This window comes from Hydrogenophaga sp. ZJX-1, from assembly GCF_048590325.1.
Classification (GTDB): Bacteria; Pseudomonadota; Gammaproteobacteria; order Burkholderiales; family Burkholderiaceae_C; genus Hydrogenophaga.
In genome coordinates, this window is the sequence record NZ_JBMBRA010000001.1 from 797253 (window position 1) to 818035 (window position 20783).

The 20783-nt window shown below is 65.6% G+C and carries 19 protein-coding genes; 17 read left to right on the top strand and 2 right to left on the bottom strand.

The window, feature by feature from the left end; all coding sequences use genetic code 11:
- Positions 1-10 precede the first annotated feature (10 nt).
- The 3 genes from odhB (at position 11) to zapE (ending at position 3881) form a co-directional block, all read left to right on the top strand.
- A complete protein-coding gene (odhB, locus tag ACN5W5_RS03880) occupies positions 11-1276 on the top strand; it encodes a 2-oxoglutarate dehydrogenase complex dihydrolipoyllysine-residue succinyltransferase (protein ID WP_420047247.1) in 1266 nt (421 codons plus the stop codon).
- A 66-nt stretch (positions 1277-1342) separates the two neighbouring features.
- On the top strand, positions 1343-2770 hold the full coding sequence (gene lpdA / locus ACN5W5_RS03885; protein WP_420047248.1) for a dihydrolipoyl dehydrogenase: 1428 nt from the start codon (positions 1343-1345) through the stop codon (positions 2768-2770).
- Positions 2771-2783: 13 nt separating this feature from the next.
- On the top strand, positions 2784-3881 hold the full coding sequence (gene zapE / locus ACN5W5_RS03890) for a cell division protein ZapE (protein WP_210829351.1): 1098 nt from the start codon (positions 2784-2786) through the stop codon (positions 3879-3881).
- A gap of 6 nt (positions 3882-3887) precedes the next feature.
- On the opposite strand, the gene ACN5W5_RS03895 is transcribed toward zapE, so the two are convergent.
- Positions 3888-4646: a PP2C family protein-serine/threonine phosphatase gene (locus ACN5W5_RS03895; RefSeq protein WP_420047249.1), complete on the bottom strand. Its 759-nt coding sequence runs from the start codon at positions 4644-4646 to the stop codon at positions 3888-3890.
- Between the two features lie 258 nt (positions 4647-4904).
- Here ACN5W5_RS03895 and ACN5W5_RS03900 point away from each other — a divergent pair, with 258 nt between their 5' ends.
- A complete protein-coding gene (locus ACN5W5_RS03900; RefSeq protein WP_420047250.1) occupies positions 4905-6878 on the top strand; it encodes an ATP-dependent DNA helicase in 1974 nt (657 codons plus the stop codon).
- On the opposite strand, the gene ACN5W5_RS03905 is transcribed toward ACN5W5_RS03900, so the two are convergent.
- On the bottom strand, positions 6850-7656 hold the full coding sequence (locus tag ACN5W5_RS03905; protein ID WP_210829358.1) for an outer membrane protein assembly factor BamD: 807 nt from the start codon (positions 7654-7656) through the stop codon (positions 6850-6852). The genes ACN5W5_RS03900 and ACN5W5_RS03905 overlap by 29 nt on opposite strands.
- A 75-nt stretch (positions 7657-7731) precedes the next feature.
- Between ACN5W5_RS03905 and ACN5W5_RS03910 the strand changes: the two genes are divergently transcribed.
- The 13 genes from ACN5W5_RS03910 (at position 7732) to hfq (ending at position 20741) form a co-directional block, all read left to right on the top strand.
- The gene (locus tag ACN5W5_RS03910) at positions 7732-8727 is read left to right on the top strand and encodes an RluA family pseudouridine synthase (RefSeq protein WP_420047251.1); all 996 of its coding nucleotides are present in this window, start codon (positions 7732-7734) and stop codon (positions 8725-8727) included.
- Between the two features lie 210 nt (positions 8728-8937).
- Positions 8938-9609, top strand: a complete 672-nt coding sequence (scpB, locus tag ACN5W5_RS03915) for an SMC-Scp complex subunit ScpB (protein ID WP_420047252.1) — start codon at positions 8938-8940, stop codon at positions 9607-9609.
- The gene (locus ACN5W5_RS03920; RefSeq protein ID WP_420047253.1) at positions 9606-10925 is read left to right on the top strand and encodes a pseudouridine synthase; all 1320 of its coding nucleotides are present in this window, start codon (positions 9606-9608) and stop codon (positions 10923-10925) included. Before scpB ends, ACN5W5_RS03920 begins: the two co-directional genes overlap by 4 nt.
- Positions 10926-11035: 110 nt before the next feature.
- Complete coding sequence (gene ndk / locus ACN5W5_RS03925; protein ID WP_226466462.1) at positions 11036-11461, top strand: nucleoside-diphosphate kinase; 426 nt, start codon at positions 11036-11038, stop codon at positions 11459-11461.
- A gap of 20 nt (positions 11462-11481) precedes the next feature.
- Positions 11482-12636, top strand: a complete 1155-nt coding sequence (rlmN, locus tag ACN5W5_RS03930; protein ID WP_420047254.1) for a 23S rRNA (adenine(2503)-C(2))-methyltransferase RlmN — start codon at positions 11482-11484, stop codon at positions 12634-12636.
- 107 nt (positions 12637-12743) lie between these two features.
- A complete protein-coding gene (pilW, locus tag ACN5W5_RS03935; RefSeq protein ID WP_420047435.1) occupies positions 12744-13541 on the top strand; it encodes a type IV pilus biogenesis/stability protein PilW in 798 nt (265 codons plus the stop codon).
- A gap of 7 nt (positions 13542-13548) precedes the next feature.
- A complete protein-coding gene (locus ACN5W5_RS03940) occupies positions 13549-14472 on the top strand; it encodes a RodZ domain-containing protein (protein WP_420047255.1) in 924 nt (307 codons plus the stop codon).
- An 8-nt stretch (positions 14473-14480) separates the two neighbouring features.
- Positions 14481-15773, top strand: a complete 1293-nt coding sequence (ispG, locus tag ACN5W5_RS03945) for a flavodoxin-dependent (E)-4-hydroxy-3-methylbut-2-enyl-diphosphate synthase (protein WP_420047436.1) — start codon at positions 14481-14483, stop codon at positions 15771-15773.
- A 65-nt stretch (positions 15774-15838) separates the two neighbouring features.
- Positions 15839-17158: a histidine--tRNA ligase gene (gene hisS / locus ACN5W5_RS03950; RefSeq protein WP_420047256.1), complete on the top strand. Its 1320-nt coding sequence runs from the start codon at positions 15839-15841 to the stop codon at positions 17156-17158.
- Between the two features lie 16 nt (positions 17159-17174).
- Positions 17175-17849: a YfgM family protein gene (locus tag ACN5W5_RS03955; protein WP_420047257.1), complete on the top strand. Its 675-nt coding sequence runs from the start codon at positions 17175-17177 to the stop codon at positions 17847-17849.
- Positions 17849-19018 carry an outer membrane protein assembly factor BamB gene (gene bamB, locus ACN5W5_RS03960; RefSeq protein WP_420047258.1) on the top strand — a complete coding sequence of 390 codons (1170 nt, stop codon included), beginning with the start codon at positions 17849-17851 and terminating at the stop codon, positions 19016-19018. Before ACN5W5_RS03955 ends, bamB begins: the two co-directional genes overlap by 1 nt.
- A gap of 51 nt (positions 19019-19069) precedes the next feature.
- Positions 19070-20404: a ribosome biogenesis GTPase Der gene (gene der / locus ACN5W5_RS03965; protein WP_420047259.1), complete on the top strand. Its 1335-nt coding sequence runs from the start codon at positions 19070-19072 to the stop codon at positions 20402-20404.
- An 85-nt stretch (positions 20405-20489) separates the two neighbouring features.
- Positions 20490-20741, top strand: coding sequence for an RNA chaperone Hfq (gene hfq / locus ACN5W5_RS03970; protein ID WP_413466255.1), 252 nt, complete (start codon positions 20490-20492; stop codon positions 20739-20741).
- Positions 20742-20783: the final 42 nt, after the last annotated feature.

The following is a 20783-nucleotide window of genomic DNA, read 5'->3' on the forward strand; positions in this document are numbered from 1 at the left end:
TAGAAGACACATGGCAATCGTAGAAGTCAAAGTTCCGCAGCTCTCCGAATCGGTGGCCGAAGCCACCCTGCTGCAATGGAAGAAGAAGGTCGGTGATGCCGTCACCGCTGACGAGACACTCATCGAGATCGAGACCGACAAGGTGGTGCTGGAGTGCCCGGCACCGTCCTCCGGCGTTCTGGTGGAGATCCTGCAAGGCGATGGCGCCACCGTGGCTGCCGAGCAGCTGATCGCCCGCATCGACACCACCGCCGTGGCCGGTGCGACTGCGCCAGCCGCTGCTGCTGCACCCGTCGCTGCAGCCCCGGCACCCGCAGCCGCTGCGCCAGCTGCCGCTGCTGCGTCCCAGTCCATGGCCGGTGTGGCCATGCCCGCCGCCGCCAAGCTGATGGCCGACGGTGGCATGGCGCCAGGCTCTGTGGCCGGCACTGGCAAAGACGGCCGTGTGACCAAGGGCGATGTCCTGTCCGCCGCCGCAGCACCCAAGCCAGCCGTGGCCGCCCCCGTGGCGATCCCGACCGGTGCACCCACCAAGGTGCTGCCGCAGGTGGCGACAGTGGCGCCCGATCTGGGCGACCGTCCCGAAGAGCGCGTGCCCATGACGCGCCTGCGTGCCCGCGTGGCCGAGCGTCTGCTGCAGTCGCAATCGACCAACGCCATCCTGACCACGTTCAACGAAATCAACATGGCTCCGGTCATGGACATGCGCAAGCGCATGCAGGAGCGGTTTGAAAAGGAACACGGCGTCAAGCTCGGCTTCATGAGCTTCTTCGTGAAGGCCGCTGTGCACGCGCTCAAGAAGTTCCCCGTGCTCAACGCCTCGGTGGACGGCAACGACATCGTCTACCACGGCTACTTCGACATCGGTATCGCCGTCGGTTCGCCGCGCGGCTTGGTGGTGCCCATCCTGCGCAACGCCGACCAGATGAGCTTTGCCGAGATCGAGAAGAAGATCGCCGAGTTTGGCCAGAAGGCCAAGGACGGCAAGCTGGGCATGGACGACATGACCGGTGGCACCTTCTCCATTTCCAACGGCGGCACCTTCGGTTCGATGATGTCCACTCCCATCATCAACCCGCCGCAGTCGGCCATCCTGGGCGTGCACGCCACCAAGGACCGCGCCATGGTGGAAAACGGTCAGGTGGTGGTTCGTCCGATGAACTACTTCGCCATGTCCTACGACCACCGCATCATCGACGGCCGCGAAGCCGTGCTGGGCCTGGTGGCCATGAAGGAAGCGCTGGAAGACCCGGCTCGTCTTCTCTTTGACATCTGATCGAACAGCGAAAGTCCAGACGCCCCTTCGGGGGCGTTTGTCCAACCCCATTCAGGATAAGAAAACATGTCTCAAGCATTTGACGTCGTCGTGATCGGCGCCGGCCCCGGTGGCTACATCGCTGCCATCCGCGCTGCCCAGCTGGGCTTCAAGGTCGCGTGTATCGACGAGTGGAAGAACGCCGCTGGCGGACCCGCCCCGGGAGGTACCTGCACCAACGTCGGTTGCATCCCCTCCAAGGCGCTGCTGCAGTCCAGCGAGCACTTCGAGCACGCCAACCACCACTTCGCCGACCACGGCATCAGCACCGGCAAGGTGACGATGGACGTGGCCAAGATGGTGGCCCGCAAGGACGGCGTCGTGAAGCAGAACAACGACGGCATCCTCTACCTGCTCAAGAAGAACAAGGTCACCTTCTTCCACGGCCGTGGCTCTTTCGTGGCAGCGGCTGATGGTGGCTACCAGATCAAGGTGGCCGGTGCCGCAGAAGAAGTCATCAGCGGCAAGCAGGTCATCGTCGCTACCGGATCCAACGCGCGTGCGCTGCCCGGCGTGGACTTCGACGAAGTCAACGTGTTGTCCAACGACGGCGCGCTGCGCGTGGGGGCCGTGCCCAAGAAGCTGGGCGTGATCGGCTCCGGCGTGATCGGCCTGGAAATGGGTTCGGTCTGGCGCCGCCTGGGTGCGGAGGTCGTGGTGCTGGAAGCCATGTCCGCTTTCCTGCCGGCGGCCGACGAAGGCATCGCCAAGGAAGCCCTGAAGGTCTTCACCAAGCAAGGCCTGAAGATCGAGTTGGGTGTGAAGATCAGCGAGATCAAGAACGGCAAGAAGGGCGTCAGCGTCGCCTACACCAACGCCAAGGGCGAAGCCCAGGAGCTGGCGGTGGACAAGCTGATCGTCTCGATCGGCCGAGTGGCCAACACCATCGGTCTGAACCCTGAGGCCGTCGGCCTGCAGCTGGACGAACGTGGCGCCATCATGGTCGATGCCGACTGCCGCACCAACCTGCCGGGCGTCTGGGCGGTGGGTGACGTGGTGCGTGGTCCGATGCTGGCGCACAAGGCGGAAGAAGAGGGTGTGGCGGTGGCCGAGCGCATCGCGGGCCAGCATGGTCACGTGAATTTCAACACCATCCCTTACGTGATCTACACCAGCCCCGAGATCGCCTGGGTCGGCAAGACCGAGCAGCAGCTCAAGGCCGAAGGTGTGGCCTACAAAGCGGGCCAGTTCCCCTTCCTGGCCAACGGCCGCGCGCGCGCGCTGGGCGACACCACCGGCTTTGTCAAGATCGTTGCCGATGCGACGAGCGATGAAATCCTGGGCGTGCACATCATCGGCCCGCAGGCGTCCGAGTTGATCGCCGAAGCCGTGATGGCGATGGAGTTCAAAGCCTCGGCCGAAGACATCGCCCGCATCTGCCATGCCCATCCGTCGCTCTCCGAGTCGACGAAAGAGGCGGCACTGGCCGTTGACAAGCGCACCTTGAACTTCTGATCCGGGTTCGCCCTTGTCGGTCCGCAGCACCTACGAAGCCGCGCTCAAGGAGCGCGGCTACACCACCGACCCCGCCCAGCAGCGTGCCATCGACGCGCTGGAGCGGTGTGCATCCGAGTGGGCGACGTACAAGCAGCGGCGCTCCAACGCGCTGAAGAAGATGTTCGTCAATCCCGAGATCCCGCGTGGGGTCTACATGTTCGGCGGGGTGGGGCGGGGCAAGAGTTTCCTGATGGACTGCTTCTACAACGCGGTGCCGCTGCGCCGCAAGACGCGGCTGCACTTCCACGAATTCATGCGCGAGGTGCACCGCGAACTGCGCGAGCTGCAAGGCACGGTCAACCCGTTGGACGAGCTGGGTGCGCGCATCGCCAAGCGCTACAAGCTGATCTGTTTCGACGAATTCCATGTGGCGGACGTGACCGACGCCATGATCCTGCACCGCTTGCTGGACGCGCTGTTCAAGGCCGGTGTGGGTTTTGTCACCACCTCCAACTTCCACCCCGATGGCCTGTACCCGGACGGCCTGCACCGCGACCGCATCCTGCCGGCGATTGAGTTGCTGAAGTCGCGGCTGGAAGTGCTCAGCGTGGACAACGGCACCGACTACCGCCAGCGCACCCTCACGCACATCCAGCTCTACCATTGCCCGCTGGGCCCGGCGGCCGATGCGGCGATGGAAACCACCTTTGGCGAGCTGGCCGAGATGGCCGACCAGGACCCGGTGATGCACATTGAATCGCGCGAAATCAGCGCGGTGCGTCGCGCGGGTGGCGTGATCTGGTTCGACTTCCGCACGCTCTGCGGCGGTCCCCGTTCGCAGAACGACTACCTGGAAATCGCCACGCAGTTCCACACGCTGCTGTTGTCCAACGTGCCGCAGATGGCGGTGCGCCAGGCGTCCGAGGCGCGGCGATTCACCTGGCTGATCGACGTGCTGTACGACCGGCGGGTCAAGCTCGTGATGTCGGCCGCCGTGCCGCCAGAACAGCTGTATCTGGAAGGGCCGATGTCACACGAATTTCCCCGAACGGTGTCGCGCCTGGGCGAGATGCAGTCGGCCGAATACCTGACGCTGGAGCACAGGCAGGTGGACACCGGTCTGACCTGAACGCGTTCAGGTCAGTGGATCGAACTTGACGATGGTCAGCGACAGGTTGTCGCCCATGCCTTTGGCACGCGAGCGTGCTTTCTGGATCAGGAACTCACAGGCTTCGCGCGGTGTGAGCATGGCCACCGTGCTGGCGAGTTCTTCCGGCGTGAAGTAGTGCCAGATGCCGTCGCTGCAGGCGAGCAAGGCGTCTCCCGGGCCGAGCTTTTGTGCCACGTGGATGTCCACCGGCGGGTCGTTGTCGGTGCCCAGACAGCCCATGAGGATGTTGGAGTGCGGGTGGTCCAGCGCCTCTTCTTCCGTGATCTCGCCCTGGTTGACCAGGGTCTGCACATAGGAATGGTCCATGGTGCGGAAGACCAGCTGACCTTGGCGGAAGTGGTAGATGCGCGAGTCGCCGGCGTGGATCCAGTGGCTGTCGCCACCCGGGTTGATCAGGAAGGCGGCAATGGTGCTGTGCGGTTCCTGCTCGGCTGAAACCGCCGTCAGTTTGATCACCAGATGCGACTCTTCCACGATCTGGCGCAGCATCGCCGACGGGTCGTCGGTCTCGGGATCAAAACGCTCAAACAGTTGCCGCGCGGTCAGCATGACCTGATCCGATGCCTTGCGTCCACCGCTGCGTCCTCCCATGCCATCGGCGACCACCGACAGCAGGCAACCGTCGTTGCGTTGGTGGTGCAGCAGACAGACCTGGTCCTGCTGGTAGTCGCGATCGCCCCGGTGGGTGCCGGTGGACGCGTGGATGCGGTAGCCTTTGGACATGTGGATCAACAATCAGAACGACACAGTCGGTGTCGAGGCGCTTCGGATGGTAACCAGAAAACCCATCAGAAGCCGAGACTATCACCAAATGCGCCCGGTTCAACCCGGTGGCCGACGGGGGTGGGCGGTGTCCTGTTGCGCCTTGTTCACCATCGGGCTGCCGGTGCCCGTGGGGGGCAGCGTTTGACGGTCTTTGTGGATACGGTAGCAGCGCTTTTTACCGCCGATGGTCCACTGGCAGCAAACACGCCTGGAGGCTTGCAGCCACGCCAGGCCCAGATTCAGATGGCGTGTGCCGTGGCCGAAGCGCTGGAGACCCAGACCTGGCTTGCGGTGGAGGCCGGTACGGGAGTGGGCAAGACTTTTGCCTACCTCGCACCGCTGCTCCTGAGTGGACGTCGGGCCCTGTTGTCAACCGCCACCCAGTCTCTGCAGGAGCAGCTGTTTGCACGCGACATCCCGGCGCTGAGTCGCGCGCTGGGCCTGCCGGTGCGGGTGGCGCTGCTCAAGGGCCGTGCCAGCTACGTCTGCCTGCAGCGCCTGGAGCAGGCCCGCAGCGGACCTGTTGCCGGCAGCTTGCGTGACCCGGCGCTGGCCGCCGGGCTGGAGCATGTGCACCGCTGGGCCACCGCGTCGGTGCAGGGTGACCTCGCCGAACTGCCCGGGCTGGATGAGCGTTCGCCATTGCGCCCCTGGATCAGCTCCACGCGAGAGAACTGCCTGGGGGGCGCCTGCCCGCGGCTGGCAAGCTGCCATGTGAACCGGGCGCGGCGCGTGGCTCAGCAGGCCGACTGGGTGGTGATCAACCACCACCTGTATTTTTCGGACCAGGCCGTGCAGGCGTCCGGTGAGCCGTTGCTGTTGCCCCAGGTGGAGGTGGTGGTGTTTGACGAGGCGCACCGGCTCAACGAGATCGGCGTGCAGTTCATGGGCGTGACGCTGGACTCGGGGCGCTTGCGGGAGCTGGCGCGCGAGGTGGCGGGCCAGGGGCAGGTGTGGGCGCGCGGCCAGCGACCCTGGGCGCATCTGGCGCTGGAGCTGGAACAGGCCGTGCGAGGCCTGGCTGGCGTGCCACGAACCGGCGCGGTGGCGGTGGGTCGTTGTCGCTGGTCGGGGCCAACGCCGGATGGGCTGGATCCGCGGCTCTGGACGCAGGCCCTGATGGGTTTGGCCCAGGCCCTGCGCGCCATGGAACACGCGCTGGAGGCCACCCAGGGCGCTGCCGTCGAGTTGCAGCGCCTCCTGGAGAGCGTGCGCGCCTTGCAGGCCGAATGGCTCCGGTGGACGAGCCCCCGGGCCGCTGGTCTGGAGGGTGAAGGTGTGCGCTGGGCCGATGTCGACGGGGTCGGTGGCTGGCGTCTGGTCAGCGTGCCGCCGGACGCTTCGACCCGGTTTTCACAGGTGGATCCGGCGCCTCAATTGGCACGCAGCTGGATATTCACCTCGGCCACCCTGGGCGGCGACGATGCGCTGCGCTGGTTCACCGAACCGCTGGGCTTGCACCACCACCCGGGGTTGCGCACCTTGCGCCTGCCCAGTCCGTTTGATCACGCCGCGTTGGCCTCGCTGTACGTGCCCCACGATCTGCCCGAACCCGGTGAACCCGATCACACCGAGCGGCTGGCTCATGCGGTATCGCGCTGGGCATCGCGCCTCGGTGGGCGCACCCTGGTGCTGACCACCACCTTGCGGGCGGCCGACCGCATGACCGAGCTGCTCGCATCGATGTTGCCGACCGGTCCGGGCGCTGCGCTGCAGGTGCTGGGCCAAGGGCGTTTGTCCCGGCGGGCGCTGCTCGCGCGGTTCCGCGCGGCCGCTGGCGAAGGACACGCGGGCGCCATCCTGGTGGCGTCCGCGTCGTTCTGGGAAGGCGTGGATCTGGCCGGTGACGTGCTGCAGCTGCTGGTGATTGACAAGCTGCCTTTTCCGTCACCCGACGATCCGTTGATCGAGGCGCGGGCACAGAAACTCACCGAGGCCGGGCTCAGCGCATTCAACGGTGTCTATATGCCCCAGGCGGCCCAGGCGCTCAGACAGGGCGTTGGGCGCCTGATCCGCAGCGAAACCGACCGCGGGGTGCTGGTGATCGGAGACCGGCGTCTGCTGACGCGGTCCTACGGCAATGCCTTGCTGGCCGACCTGCCGCCGATGCGGCGGCTGGTCGATGAAGGCGAAGTGATGCGTGCGCTGGACGAGCTGGCGCTCACCAGAGCTTCCACCAGGGGTCGCTGACCGACTTGCCACCCTCGCCGAGGTAGGCGCTTTGCGGGTAGTTGGTCTGCATCACCCGTCGGGCATCGTCGCGCAACTGGGTCATGCCCAATGCGTCATAGCTGCGCACCAGGATGAACAGCGCTTCTTCCAGCGCCGGGGCATCGGTGTAGTCGGTCAGCGCACTCTGTACCCGGTTGATGGCCGCCACATACGCGCCCCGGTTGTAGTAGTAGCGGGCCACGTGCACTTCGTACTGCGCCAGCGAGTTCACGATGTAGGTCATGCGCGCACGCGCGTCGGGTGCATAACGCGAATCGGGGAATCGCGTGACGACTTCACGCAGCGATTCAAACGAGGCCTTGGCCGCCTTCTGGTCGCGCTCGGACAGGTCCTGACGCGCGAGCGCGCCGAACAGGCCGAGGTTGTCGTTGAAGTTGACCAGGCCCTTGAGGTAGAGCGCGTAGTCCAGTGCGGGGCTGGCGGGATGCAACCGCAGGAAGCGGTCGAGCGCAGCCAGGGCCTGGGCCTGCTCGCCAGCCTTGTAGTGGGTATAGGCCTTGTCGAGCTGGGCCTGCTGTGCCAGCGGCGTGCCGGCCGCCCGGCCTTCGAGCTTTTCGTACAGCGTCACGGCTTTTTCGAAGTGGCCGGCATCGCGCTCGTCGATGGCTTCGCTGTAAATCTTGTTGGGGCTCCAGCCCGCAGTTTCATCCACCGGTGTGCTGCTGCACCCCGACAGGGCGAGCAATGAGCCCAGCGTGTACAAGGACACCGCCGATAATCTGAACGAACACTTCACACGCACACCTTTACAACAGGAACACAGGTCTTGTCAGCAGAAATTATATCGATGGGGGGGGTGTCGACACCGGGGATGACCCCAGAGGCTTCCGAGTCAACGACCGGCGGCGATGACGCCCTGCTGGAGGCCGAGACCCGTTGCTGCGAAATCCCGGCCGAGATGCATGGCTGGCGGGTCGACCGCGCGCTGGCCCGACTGATCCCCGAATTCTCGCGTTCCTACCTGCAGCAGCTCATGGCCGATGGTGCCGTGCAGATGCTGGGGGCTGCGGTGCTCAAGCCCTCGACCCGCATCCAGGTGGGGCATCTGCTGCAGGTGGAGTTGCGCCCCACCCAGCAGGCCATGGCGTTCGTGGCCCAGCCGATGGCGCTGGATGTGGTTTTTGAAGACGCGCACCTGCTCGTGGTCAACAAGCCCGCCGGGCTCGTGGTGCACCCGGCGGCCGGGAACTGGAGCGGCACGCTGCTCAACGGTCTGCTGGCCCACCACGCTGCGGCGGCCCAGTTGCCGCGCGCGGGCATCGTGCACCGGCTCGACAAGGACACCTCGGGCCTGATGCTGGTGGGCAAGAGCAGGGCGGCGGTGGACGCCCTGGTGCGTGCCATCGCTGCGCGCGAAGTGCACCGCGGCTATGTCGCGCTGGCACAGGGCCGCTGGAAGGGCGCGGCCGAGCAGCTGGTGGACCAGCCCGTGGGTCGCGACGCCCACAACCGCTTGCGCATGGCGGTGCTGCGGCCCGATGCCACCAGTGGCAAACCCGCCCAGACCACCATCCGGCTGCTCGACGGCAACGAGCAGGCCAGTCTGGTGGTCTGCAAGCTGCACACCGGCCGCACGCACCAGATCCGGGTGCACATGGCCTGGCTCGGGCATCCGCTGGTGGGAGATGCCTTGTACGGCGGCAAGCCTTTGTTCGACATGCCGCGCCAGGCCTTGCACGCCACACGCCTGCGTCTCTTGCACCCGATTTCGGGCGAGCCGCTGGTATTCCAGTCCGCGCCACCGGCCGATTTTCAGGAAGCCCTGTCAAAGTCCGGGCTCCATTACAATGAAGCGCAGTTGGGGTGATGCCACCCCGGCAGTGCAAATGCCTTCAGCAGGCCGCTTTTTCGGGATGATTCCCGATCGTTTAGACAGCCCCACCCGGATCGCGCCGCTCCATGCCCTGATGTTGCGGTGCTCCAGGTGACCCAGCCCCGCCGCCGGGCGGGCACACAGGCAGCCTTCGAACCCTCTCGCAGCCCGTACCGGACAACCGGTTTTTGACAGACACCAGCGATGAACACCACGGATGCCCGACGCGTCCTCGAGACGGCTTTGATCTGCGCGCCGCAACCGCTCTCCGTGCGGGAGTTGGGCGTGCTGTTCGACATGGAAGTCTCGCCCGACACCCTCAAGAGCCTGCTGGCCGATCTCCAGCTGGAGTGGACCGGCCGCGGCGTGGAGTTGGTGCAGGTGGCCAGTGGCTGGCGCTTCCAGAGCCGGCCCGAAATGCGCCCCTATCTGGACCGGCTGCACCCCGAGAAGCCCCCCAGATACACCCGCGCCACGCTGGAAACGCTGGCCATCATTGCCTACCGCCAGCCGGTCACCCGGGGTGACATGGAAGACATCCGTGGCGTGACCATCAATTCGCTGCTGCTGAAGCAACTCGAAGACCGGGGCTGGGTCGAAGTGATTGGCCACCGCGAAACCGTGGGTCGTCCGGCCCTGTTTGCCACCACCCGCCAGTTTCTGGACGATCTGGGCATTGCTTCGCTGGACCAGCTGCCGCCGCTCGAAGGCAGCGAGGTGCAGGAGTCCGCGCTGGACCGATTGGACTTTGAGGCGCTTTCAACCAGCCTCTTGCCCGAAGCAGGCGAAACCGCCGAGGTGTCGTTGACCGATGCCGTGCCACCCGAATCAGAAACCGCTACCGAGACGAACGAGCCTCCCACAGGAACACCATGACCATGGCAAACAACCCCACACCTCCAGACACGCCCCGTGAGGTCGAAACGGTCGAACCTGCGGGCCTCGATTCCACCGTGCCTCAGGTGCAGCCTGATGCCCCCGCGGTGCCTGCCCGAGTTCCGGCCGCGTCCCCCGATGCCCTGCGCTTCGATGACGTGGTCAGCGGTGCCTTTGACGCCGAGCAGGAACAGGACCTGCCGTTGCCGACCAAGCGCGTGCTCGCGCCCCAAGCCGATTCGCCGAAGCTGCACAAGGTGCTGGCACAAGCGGGCATGGGCTCAAGGCTGGAGATGGAGCAGCTGATCCTGGAGGGGCGCATCTCCGTCAACGGTGAGCCGGCCCATGTGGGGCAGCGGATCCAGTTCGGCGATGTGATCAAGGTCAACGGCAAACCGGTGCGCGTGCGCATGACGCCGCCGCCGCCGCGCGTGCTCGCCTATCACAAGCCCGCGGGTGAGGTTGTTTCCCACGACGACCCCCAGAACCGGCCCACGGTGTTCCGCCGCCTGCCACGCCTGTACCAAGGCAAATGGCAGTCGGTGGGTCGCCTGGATCTGAACACCGAAGGGTTGTTGCTGCTGACCGACTCGGGTGAACTGGCCAACCGCCTGATGCACCCGCGTTTCGGGCTGCAGCGCGAATACGCGGTGCGCGTGCTGGGGGCTCTGTCCAACGAAGAAAAGCAGCGCTTGCTCGACGGTGTGCGCCTCGACGACGGCATCGCCCAGTTTTCGAGCATCGAAGACGGGGGCGGGGAAGGGGCCAACTGCTGGTACCGCGTGACCATCGGCGAGGGGCGCAACCGCGAGGTGCGCCGCATGCTTGAAGCGGTGGGCCATGCGGTCAGCCGCCTGATCCGCATCCGCTACGGCGCCATGATGCTGCCGCGGGGTCTCAAACGCGGTGTCTGGGTGGAGCTGGACCAGCAGGACATCGACCGCCTGACCGCCGCGGCCGGCATGCCCGCAACGGGCGATGACCGTGCGCCCCGCGGACGGCATCCGGCCACCCGTGGCAAGTCGGCGCCCAAGGGCGGCGGTCGCAACTATGGCAATCCCCCCGGCAGCCGGGGTGAGGCGCCCGCCGTGCGGCGCAGCAGCATGTTTGGCGGCCCCGCGGACAACCCCAAGGCCCGTGGGGGCAAACCCGGCGGGCCGGGCGGCGGCGCGGGTCAGCCCGATCCCATGAAAACTTCGTTTGGCTACATCGGCCAGGACGCCCTGCAGCGCCAACGCGAGCAGGACGGGGGGCGTGGCGGCCCGCCCGGTGGTCGTCGCCGCGGCGGCGGCGGCGGGCGCACCGGCGGTCGCTGAGCGCCAGGGCTGTAGCGTGTGCCCCATGCCGGACATGGGCGCAATGTAGAATCTAGGGCTTTGCAGCTCTGCGAAAAATTCGTTTTTTATCAATAAATTCAAGGACCACCATGGCCATCGAACGCACCCTCTCGATCATCAAACCCGACGCCGTCGCCAAGAACGTGATCGGCCAGATTTATGCCCGTTTTGAAGCGGCCGGCCTGAAGGTCGTGGCCTCCCGCATGGCCCACCTGTCGCGCGGCGAAGCCGAAGCCTTCTACGCTGTGCACAAAGAGCGTCCTTTCTTCAAGGACCTGGTGGACTTCATGATCTCCGGCCCGGTGATGATCCAGGCCCTGGAAGGCGAAGGCGCCATTGCCAAGAACCGCGATCTGATGGGCGCCACCGATCCCAAGAAAGCCGCTGCCGGCACCATCCGCGCCGATTTCGCCGACAGCATCGATGCCAACGCCGTGCACGGTTCTGATGCCCCCGAGACGGCCGCCGCTGAAGTGGCGTTCTTCTTCGCTGGCATGAACGTTTACTCGCGCTGAACACGCGCGTTGATCATGTGATGACGGCCAACCTGCTCGACTTTGATCTTGAAGGCCTGGCCGCCTTTTGCGAACAGCTGGGCGAAAAGCGTTTCCGCGCCGTCCAGCTGTTTCGCTGGATCCATCAAAAAGGGGCGTCTCGTTTCGACGAGATGACCGATCTCGCCAAAAGTCTGCGCGAGAAGCTGCCCTCGGTCTGCCACGTCACAGACCTGCCGGTGCTCTCGCGCCAGGACTCGGTCGACGGCACCATCAAGTGGCTGTTTGATGTGGGTGACGGCAACGCCGTAGAGACGGTGTTCATCCCCGAAGACGACCGGGGCACGCTCTGCGTTTCTTCCCAGGCCGGTTGCGCCGTGGGATGCCGTTTCTGCTCCACCGGTCACCAGGGTTTTTCGCGCAACCTCACCACGGGTGAGATCCTGGCGCAGCTCTGGCACGCCGAACATTTCCTTCGAAAACACCTGAAGTCGACCGAGCGCGTGATCACCAACGTGGTGATGATGGGCATGGGCGAGCCGCTGCAGAACTACAGCGCCCTCGTGCCCGCCTTGCGCGTGATGCTGGACGACCACGGTTATGGTCTCTCGCGCCGCCGGGTCACGGTGTCCACGTCCGGCGTCGTGCCGATGATCGATCGCCTGGCGCAGGACGTGCCGGTGGCGCTGGCCGTGTCGCTGCACGCACCCAACGATGCCCTGCGCGACTCCCTGGTGCCTCTGAACCGCAAATACCCGATTGCCGAACTGCTCGACGCCTGCCTGCGCTATCTGCCGGCCGCGCCACGCGACTTCATCACTTTCGAGTACTGCATGCTGGAGGGTGTGAACGACCAGCCAGAACACGCGCAGCAGCTGTTGTCGCTCGTCAAGACGCATGGTGGGCGCGGCGTTCCGTGCAAAATCAACCTCATCCCTTTCAACCCCTTTCCCGACTCGGGGCTCAAGTGCTCACAGCGCGCCGTGGTGCTGCGCTTCGGGCAGATCCTCAACGAGGGTGGGGTGGTCACGACGGTGCGCAAGACCCGCGGCGACGACATCGACGCCGCCTGCGGCCAGTTGGCGGGCGACGTGCTCGACCGTACCGATGCCGCCCGCCGCCTGGCCGAGCGCCGCCAGAACGCCGCCGTGCAACCCATTCGATTCGTGCACACAGCCAAGGACAAACAGGTATGACAGACGCATTTGCCGACAGCCGCCGAGATCAAGCCCCTGCGCCTTCACAGGCTGGACGGGGCGCCTTGCCCGGTGTCCGGTGGCTCGGTGTTGGCCATCGGTACCGGATGCGGATGGCGCTGTTGTGGCTGCTGCTGGCCGCGGGTGCGGCGCAGCTGGCGGCATGCGCCGGGGCGCCGGTTTCGAACACGACCACCACGGTCGAGCCGATCACCGATTCCGACGAGCCCGAAACGCGCAAGCGGGCCCGGATTCGTGTGGAACTGGCGACAAACTATTTCGAACAAGGGCAGAACACGGTAGCGCTGGACGAAATCAAGCAGTCGCTGGCGGCCGACCCGGGGTACGGGCCTGCCTATGTGTTGCGAGGGCTCGTCTACATGCGCCTCAATGATCCCCGTCTGGCCGAAGACAGTTTCCGCCGTGCCCTGCAGATCAATCCCCGCGACCCGGATGCGCTGCACAACTACGGCTGGTTTGCCTGCAACCAGGCGCGCTACCCTGAGGCCTTGCAGTTCTTTACCCAGGCGTTGGCCAGTCCCGTCTACCGTGGGCAGGCCAAGACCTTGATGCTGCAGGGCACCTGTCAGCTCCGCATGGGTCAACTGCCCGAGGCGGAGAGCAGTTTTGCGCGCGCCTACGAACTCGACCCGGCCAATCCGTATGTCGGCTTCAACCTGGCCAATCTTCAGTTTCGCCGCAACGACTACACCAAGTCGCAGTTCGTGATTCGCCGCATCAACAATTCCGATCTGGCCAATGCCGAGACGCTGTGGCTGGGCATCAAGGTCGAGCGCAAGCTGAACAACAACGCGGCGGTCGGCCAGCTGGCGCAACAGCTGGAGCGGCGGTATCCGAAGTCGCGTGAATGGGCGGCCTACCAACGGGGTTTGTTCAATGAATGAGTCGGTGATGCACGAACAGACCAACGACGCCCATCCGGGCGAAACGGTCTGGACCGCGCCGGTTCTGTTGCGCCAGGCGCGGGAAGCCGCGGGCCTGCACATCGCCGCGCTGGCGGCGGCGCTGAAGGTTCCGGTCAAGAAACTGGAAGCGCTGGAAGCCGGGCGCTACGACGAGTTGCCCGACCTGACGTTTGCGCGCGCGCTGGCTTCCAGCGCCTGCCGCCAGCTCAAGACAGATCCCGGCCCCGTCCTCGAACAGATCCCCTTGGGGCACATGCCCGTGCTGGGGGACTCCCGCCAGACCATCAATGCCCCGTTCAAGGGGGATCAGAGTGCGTCGAGCTTCAGTCCCCTGGACTGGCTACGCCGTCCGGCGGTGTTGATTGCTTCGGTGGCGCTGCTGGGTGCGCTGGTGATTGTGCTGGTGCCCGACTGGAGCACGGTGCCTGGCAAGGACCTGCTGACCGGCGCCGCTCGAGTTTTCAGCACGGAACCCAAGACGGACGAGGTGGTGACGACCGTGGTTCAAATGCCCGGTTCTGAAGCGCCGGCGGCTCGTGTCGCGCCGCTGCCAGCCACAACGACCGAGCCGGTTGCTGCGCCGGTTCCTGAAACCCCTGCGGCTTCCGCTGTGGAGGTGGCGCCTGCTTCACCCGGCTCAACACCGCTTGCGGTGACCGATCCGGCCGCCCCTGGCGGTCTGCTGAGCATTCAGGCGGGCAGCGACTCCTGGGTCGAGGTGATCGACGGCACGGGCAAGGTGCAGGTGCAGCGCATGCTCAAGGCGGGTGATGCCCTGAACTTTTCCAGCATGCCGCCCTATTCGGTGGTGCTCGGGCGTGCCGATGCGGTGCAGGTGCAGGTGCGAGGACGACCGTTCGACGTGATGCCCTACGCCCGCAACAGCGTGGCCCGATTCGAGGTGAAATGACCATGGACATGCCCGTAGCCAACCGGTCTGAAACAGTGGACAACCTGGCGGATGTGCCGGTCGCGCTGGCCGGCGCCCGACCCCGCAAGTCGCGCCGGGGTGTGGTGTCCTGGGGTGACCACCACGTGACGGTGGGTGGCGACGCGCCGGTGCGTCTGCAGTCCATGACCAACACCGACACCGCCGACGCCATCGGCACCGCCATCCAGGTCAAGGAATTGGCCATCGCCGGGTCCGAGCTGGTGCGCATCACGGTCAACAACGACGAAGCCGCCAAGGCGGTGCCCCACATCCGCGAACAGCTGGACCGCATGGGCATTCACGTGCCCCTGATCGGCGATTTTCATTACAACGGCCACAAGCTGCTGAGCGACCATCCGGCTTGTGCCGAAGCCTTGTCCAAGTACCGCATCAACCCCGGCAACGTGGGCAAGGGCGAAAAAGGCGACCGCCAGTTCGCCCAGATGGTCGAGATCGCCGCGCGCCACGACAAGGCCGTGCGCATCGGCGTGAACTGGGGCAGCCTTGACCAGGACCTGCTCGCCCGCCTGATGGACCAGAACTCGCAGCGGACCGAACCCTGGGACGCCCGCCAGGTGATGTACGAGGCGCTGATCATGTCGGCGCTCGACTCCGCGACCAAGGCCGAGGCGCTGGGTCTGAACGGCAACAACATCTTCCTGTCCTGCAAGGTCAGTGGCGTGCAGGACCTGATCGCGGTCTACCAGGCCCTGGCCCAGCGCTGCGACTACGCGCTGCACCTGGGCCTGACCGAAGCCGGCATGGGCACCAAGGGGGCCGTGGCATCGGCGGCGGCGCTGTCGGTGCTGCTGCAACAAGGCATCGGCGACACCATCCGGGTGTCGCTCACGCCGCAGCCCGGCGAGGCCCGCACGCAGGAGGTGGTGATCGCTGCCGAGATCCTGCAGGCGCTGGGCTTGCGGGCCTTTGTGCCCAGTGTCACCGCCTGTCCGGGTTGTGGCCGCACCACCAGCACCACCTTCCAGGAACTCGCCAAGCAGATCGACGACTACCTGCGCTCGTCGATGCCGGTCTGGCGCGCGCGTTACCCCGGCGTTGAAAACCTGAAGGTCGCGGTGATGGGTTGCATCGTCAACGGCCCCGGTGAAAGCAAGCACGCCGACATCGGTATCAGCCTGCCGGGCACGGGTGAAGCACCGGCTGCGCCAATCTTCATCGATGGCCAGAAAGCGATGACCCTGCGCGGCGAGGGCATCGCCCGCGAATTCCAGCAGATCGTTGAAAACTACATAGAAAAGAGATTCGGCGCTGCCGTCTGACCCCGATGCTGGTGCCGGTGAACGGCGCCAGCGGTTCAGACGGTGCCCGGTCGCACCGCATTCCCATGGCAGAAAAACTCAGCGCCGTCAAAGGCATGAACGACATCGCCCCGCCCGTGTCCGCACACTGGGAGTGGCTCGAAGACAAGCTGCGCTCGCTCATGTTGCGCTACGGCTACCGCAACCTGCGCACGCCCATCGTGGAGCCCACGGCGCTGTTCGTGCGCGGCCTGGGCGAGGTGACCGACATCGTCGAGAAGGAGATGTATTCCTTCGAAGACCGGCTCAACGGCGAGCAGCTGACCCTGCGCCCGGAAAACACCGCCGGCGTGGTGCGTGCGGCGGTCGAACACTCGCTGCTGTACGACGGCGGCAAGCGCCTCTATTACATGGGGCCGATGTTCCGCCACGAACGACCGCAGCGTGGCCGCTACCGCCAGTTCCACCAGTTCGGCGCCGAGGCGCTGGGCTTCGTCGGTCCCGATGTGGACGCCGAGCTGATTGTGCTCGCCTGCGACCTCTGGGCCGAACTGGGGCTGGAAGGCATCGAGCTGGAGATCAACAGCCTGGGCCAGCCGGCCGAGCGTCAGGCGCACCGCCAGGCGCTGATCACCTACCTGGAAGGCCACGCCGACCAGCTCGATGAGGACGCCAGGCGCCGTCTGCACAGCAACCCGCTGCGCATCCTGGACACCAAGAACCCGGCGATGCAGGCACTCGTCAACGCCGCGCCGCGCCTGATGGACCACCTGGGGGCCGAGTCTCTGGATCACTTCAACCGCCTGCGCGGTCTGCTCGACGCACACGGCATTGGCTACCGCATCAACCCGCGCCTGGTGCGCGGCATGGACTATTACAACCTCTCGGTGTTCGAGTTCGTGACCACGCAGCTGGGGTCGCAGGGCACGGTCTGTGCCGGAGGCCGCTACGACGGCCTGTTCGAACAGATCGGTGGCAAGGCAGCGCCGGCCGTGGGCTGGGCGCTGGGCATGGAGCGCATCCTCGAACTGCTGAAAGAGCAGGGCAAGCTGCCCGGGCAACCCGCGCCCGACGCCTACGCCGTGGTGCCCGATGCGGGCAGCGTGCCCCGGGTCATGCCGGTGCTGCGTGCCTTGCGCCAGCAGGGCGTGCAGGTGCAGATGCACGCCGGCGGGGCCGAAGGCATGGGCAGCATGAAGTCGCAATTCAAGAAGGCCGACGTCAGCGGCGCACGTTTTGCGCTGATCTTCGGTCCCGACGAGCTGGCTCAGGGTCGGGTGTCGGTCAAGCCTTTGCGGGGACCACGACCCGGCGAGGACGCTGGCGAGGCGCCCACCCAGGTGTCGCAGCCGCTGGCCGATGTGGCCGCGTGGGCGCAGAGCCTGCGCCCTACAATCCCCTGTTAATCACTGACTACCACGCATGGCCAAACATCTCGACCTTGAAGAGCAGGAACAGCTCGACCAGATCAAACACTTCTGGGCCCAGTACGGCAACCTGATCACCTGGGTGTTGATCGCGGTGTTTGGCAGCATGGCTGCCTGGAACGGCTGGAACTACTGGGAACGCAGCCAGGCCGCCAAAGCCTCGGCGCTGTACGAAGAGATCGAGCGCGCCGCGCTGGCCAGCGATGCCGACAAGATTCAGCGTGCCTATGGGGAAATGACAGACCGCTTTGCCGGCACCACCTTCGCTGCCCAAGGGGCTTTGCTGGCCGGCAAGACGCTGTACGAATCGGGCAAGGTGGACGGCGCTCGGGCCGCGCTCACCTGGGTATCGGAAAAGGCGTCGGACGAATCCCTCCGGGCCATCGCCCGTCTGCGGCTGGCGGCGCTGGATGTGGAGAGCAAGGCTTTTGATCAGGCATTGAAGACGCTGGAAACGCCGATGCCCAAATCCTTTGAGCCACTCGCGGCGGACCGGCGGGGCGACGTGTTCCTGGCCCAGGGGAAAACCGAAGAAGCCAAAGCCCAGTACCAGGCCGCCTGGCGCGCGCTGGGTGCACAAACCGAATACCGCCAACTGGTGGAAGTCAAACTTGCGTCGCTGGGGGTGGATGCTTCCACACTGGGTGGCGCTGCGGAGGTGACGCGTTGATGAAAACGATCCTGCCCCAGGGAAATGGGTTTTCGCTGCAACTGGCTTCGCGGGGGCGTTTGCTCCTGTCGGGGCTGGGTGTTGCCATGGCTATCGGGCTGTCCGCCTGTTCTTCGCCCGCCAAATTTGAACCGGCACCCCTGGCGCCTCCTGCCGCTTTGCTGGGTGCCAACCTGGCCTGGTCGACCCAGGTGGGGACATCCGGGACCTCCTTGACGCCGCTGGCGACAGCCGGTCGCGTCTTTGTGGCGGGTGCTTCGGGCACCGTGGCTGCACTCGATGCCGACACCGGCAAGGATGTCTGGCGCCTGGATCTGCGCACCGGCATTTCGGCGGGCGTGGGGTCGGACGGCCAGACGGCCGCGGTGATCACACAGACCAACGACCTGGTGGCCATTGCCGATGGGCGTGAACTCTGGCGCGTGCGCTTGCCGGCGCGCGCGTTCACGGCTCCACTGGTGGCCGGGCAGCGCGTGTTTGTCCTGACGGCGGACCGCAGCGTGACGGCCTTTGACGGTCGGACCGGCGCGCGTCTGTGGAGCCAGGCCCGCCCTGGCGAACCTCTGGTGCTGGGGCAGTCCGGCGTGCTGCTGGCGGTGGGCAACACCCTCGTTGCCGGCTTGTCCGCGCGCCTGACCGGCCTGGATCCCCTCAACGGCACGATCCGCTGGGAGGCCCTGGTGGCCAGCGCTCGAGGAACCAACGAGGTCGAACGCCTGGTGGACCTGGTGGGCACCGTCAGCCGGCAGGGCGACAGCGTCTGTGCGCGCGCCTTTGGCGCCGCGGTCGGTTGTGTGGACACCAGCCGTGGCGCTGTGGTGTGGAGCAAACCCGCGCGCGGTTCCACCGGCGTGCATGGCGATGACCGGACGGTGTTTGGCACCGAATCCGACGGCCGTGTGGTCGCCTGGCAGCGCGCCAGCGGTGAACGCAGCTGGGAAATCGAACGACTCAAATACCGCGAACTCACGTCGCCGCTGGCCGTGGGCCGCGTGGTGGCCATTGGCGACAGCAAGGGCTTGGTGCACCTGCTGTCCCGCGAGGACGGCAGCGAAATGAACCGGCTGTCCACCGACGGGTCACCGATCGTCGGTGCTCCGGTGCTGGCCGGGCAGACCCTGGTGGTGCAGACCCGCAACGGCGGCGTCTACGGCTGGCGTCCCCAATAACGATCGCAGGGCGAACCGCCGGTTCGCCTGGTCCTGAACGAAAGCTCTTTAGTGAAACCCGTCATCGCTCTGGTGGGACGCCCCAATGTGGGCAAGTCCACCCTGTTCAACCGCTTGACGAGTTCTCGCGACGCCATCGTGGCCGACTTTGCCGGCCTGACCCGCGACCGGCATTACGGTAACGGCAAGTCGGGCAAGCAGGAATACATCGTCATCGACACCGGTGGCTTCGAGCCCACGGCCGAGTCTGGCATCTACAAGGAAATGGCCAAGCAGACCCGACAGGCCGTGGCCGAGTCGGACGTGGTGATTTTCGTCGTCGATGCACGAGCCGGCGTCAACGCACAGGACCATGAAATCGCCAACTACCTGCGACGCCTGGGCAAGCCCACCGTGCTGGCGGCCAACAAGGCCGAGGGCATGACTCAGGGGCTGCAGCTGGTGGAGTTTTTTGAACTGGGTCTTGGCGAAGTGGTGCCGGTCTCCGGCGCCCACGGGCAAGGTGTGCGCTCCATGCTCGACATGGCGCTGGAGGCGATCCCGGGACTTGCCGAAGAAGATGAGGAAGCGGTCGAGGTTGACACCGGCGTGATCCGACTGGCGGTTGCGGGGCGTCCCAATGTGGGCAAGTCCACGTTGATCAACGCCTGGCTGGGTGAGGAGCGCCTGGTGGCCTTCGACCTGCCGGGCACCACGCGCGACACCATTTCGGTGCCCTTCGAGCGCGGCGGCCAGAAATACGAGCTGATCGACACCGCGGGCATCCGTCGCAAGGGCCGGGTGTTTGAGGCCATTGAGAAGTTCTCGGTCGTGAAGACGCTGCAGGCGATTGAAAATGCCCACGTGGTGCTCCTGTTGCTGGACGCCACCCAGGGCGTGACCGATCAGGACGCGCACATCGCGGGCTACATCCTGGAGAGCGGGCGCGCCGTGGTGCTGGCGATCAACAAATGGGACGCTGTTGATGCCTACCAGCGCGAGCAGATCGAGCGCCAGATCGAAACCCGGCTGGCGTTCCTGAAGTTTGCCTCGCTGCACCTGATTTCGGCCCAGAAACGCCAAGGCCTTGGCCCGGTCTGGAAGTCGATCGCGCAGGCCCATGCTTCGGCCATGCGGAAAATGTCCACACCCGTGCTCACGCGCCTGCTGATGGAGGCCGTGGCCTTCCAGGCCCCCACCCGCAGCGGCATGTTCCGACCCAAAATGCGCTACGCGCACCAGGGCGGCATGAACCCGCCGGTGATCGTGATCCACGGCAATTCACTGGAACACGTGCCCGACGCCTACACCCGGTTCCTCGAAGGCCGCTTCCGCAAGGCGTTCGACCTCGTGGGCACGCCGCTGCGCATCGAGTACAAGACTTCGGAGAACCCCTTCAAGGAGTGAACGACTTCTGCCCAAGCCCCTGCGTTGGCGCAGGGGTGTGGTATGGTGCATTCCCTATCAACTTTTTTTGAACACGGAGCATATCGTGAGCAATAACAAAGGCCAGCTCTTGCAAGATCCTTTCCTGAACCAGCTTCGCCGGGAACATGTTCCCGTGTCGATTTACCTGGTCAACGGCATCAAACTGCAAGGCCAGATCGAATCCTTTGACCAGTACGTCGTGTTGCTCCGCAACACCGTGACGCAGATGGTTTACAAGCATGCGATTTCCACCATTGTGCCGGGTCGTCCGGTGCAATTCTCCGCAGCCGGCCCGGACGAAGCGCCAGCCTCTTGACCGAGCCCCTGAATCCTGCCGTGCTGGTCACGGCACAGGCGG

Bases quoted from the DNA above. Each gene is read 5' to 3' on its own strand.
- odhB (WP_420047247.1), top strand. From the start codon at position 11: ATGGCAATCGTAGAAGTCAAAGTTCCGCAGCTCTCCGAATCGGTGGCC.
- lpdA (WP_420047248.1), top strand. From the start codon at position 1,343: ATGTCTCAAGCATTTGACGTCGTCGTGATCGGCGCCGGCCCCGGTGGC.
- ACN5W5_RS03895 (WP_420047249.1), bottom strand. From the start codon at position 4,646: ATGTCCAAAGGCTACCGCATCCACGCGTCCACCGGCACCCACCGGGGC.
- ACN5W5_RS03910 (WP_420047251.1), top strand. From the start codon at position 7,732: ATGACCCCAGAGGCTTCCGAGTCAACGACCGGCGGCGATGACGCCCTG.
- scpB (WP_420047252.1), top strand. From the start codon at position 8,938: ATGAACACCACGGATGCCCGACGCGTCCTCGAGACGGCTTTGATCTGC.
- ACN5W5_RS03920 (WP_420047253.1), top strand. From the start codon at position 9,606: ATGACCATGGCAAACAACCCCACACCTCCAGACACGCCCCGTGAGGTC.
- ndk (WP_226466462.1), top strand. From the start codon at position 11,036: ATGGCCATCGAACGCACCCTCTCGATCATCAAACCCGACGCCGTCGCC.
- rlmN (WP_420047254.1), top strand. From the start codon at position 11,482: ATGACGGCCAACCTGCTCGACTTTGATCTTGAAGGCCTGGCCGCCTTT.
- pilW (WP_420047435.1), top strand. From the start codon at position 12,744: ATGCGGATGGCGCTGTTGTGGCTGCTGCTGGCCGCGGGTGCGGCGCAG.
- ACN5W5_RS03940 (WP_420047255.1), top strand. From the start codon at position 13,549: ATGCACGAACAGACCAACGACGCCCATCCGGGCGAAACGGTCTGGACC.
- ispG (WP_420047436.1), top strand. From the start codon at position 14,481: ATGCCCGTAGCCAACCGGTCTGAAACAGTGGACAACCTGGCGGATGTG.
- hisS (WP_420047256.1), top strand. From the start codon at position 15,839: ATGGCAGAAAAACTCAGCGCCGTCAAAGGCATGAACGACATCGCCCCG.
- ACN5W5_RS03955 (WP_420047257.1), top strand. From the start codon at position 17,175: ATGGCCAAACATCTCGACCTTGAAGAGCAGGAACAGCTCGACCAGATC.
- bamB (WP_420047258.1), top strand. From the start codon at position 17,849: ATGAAAACGATCCTGCCCCAGGGAAATGGGTTTTCGCTGCAACTGGCT.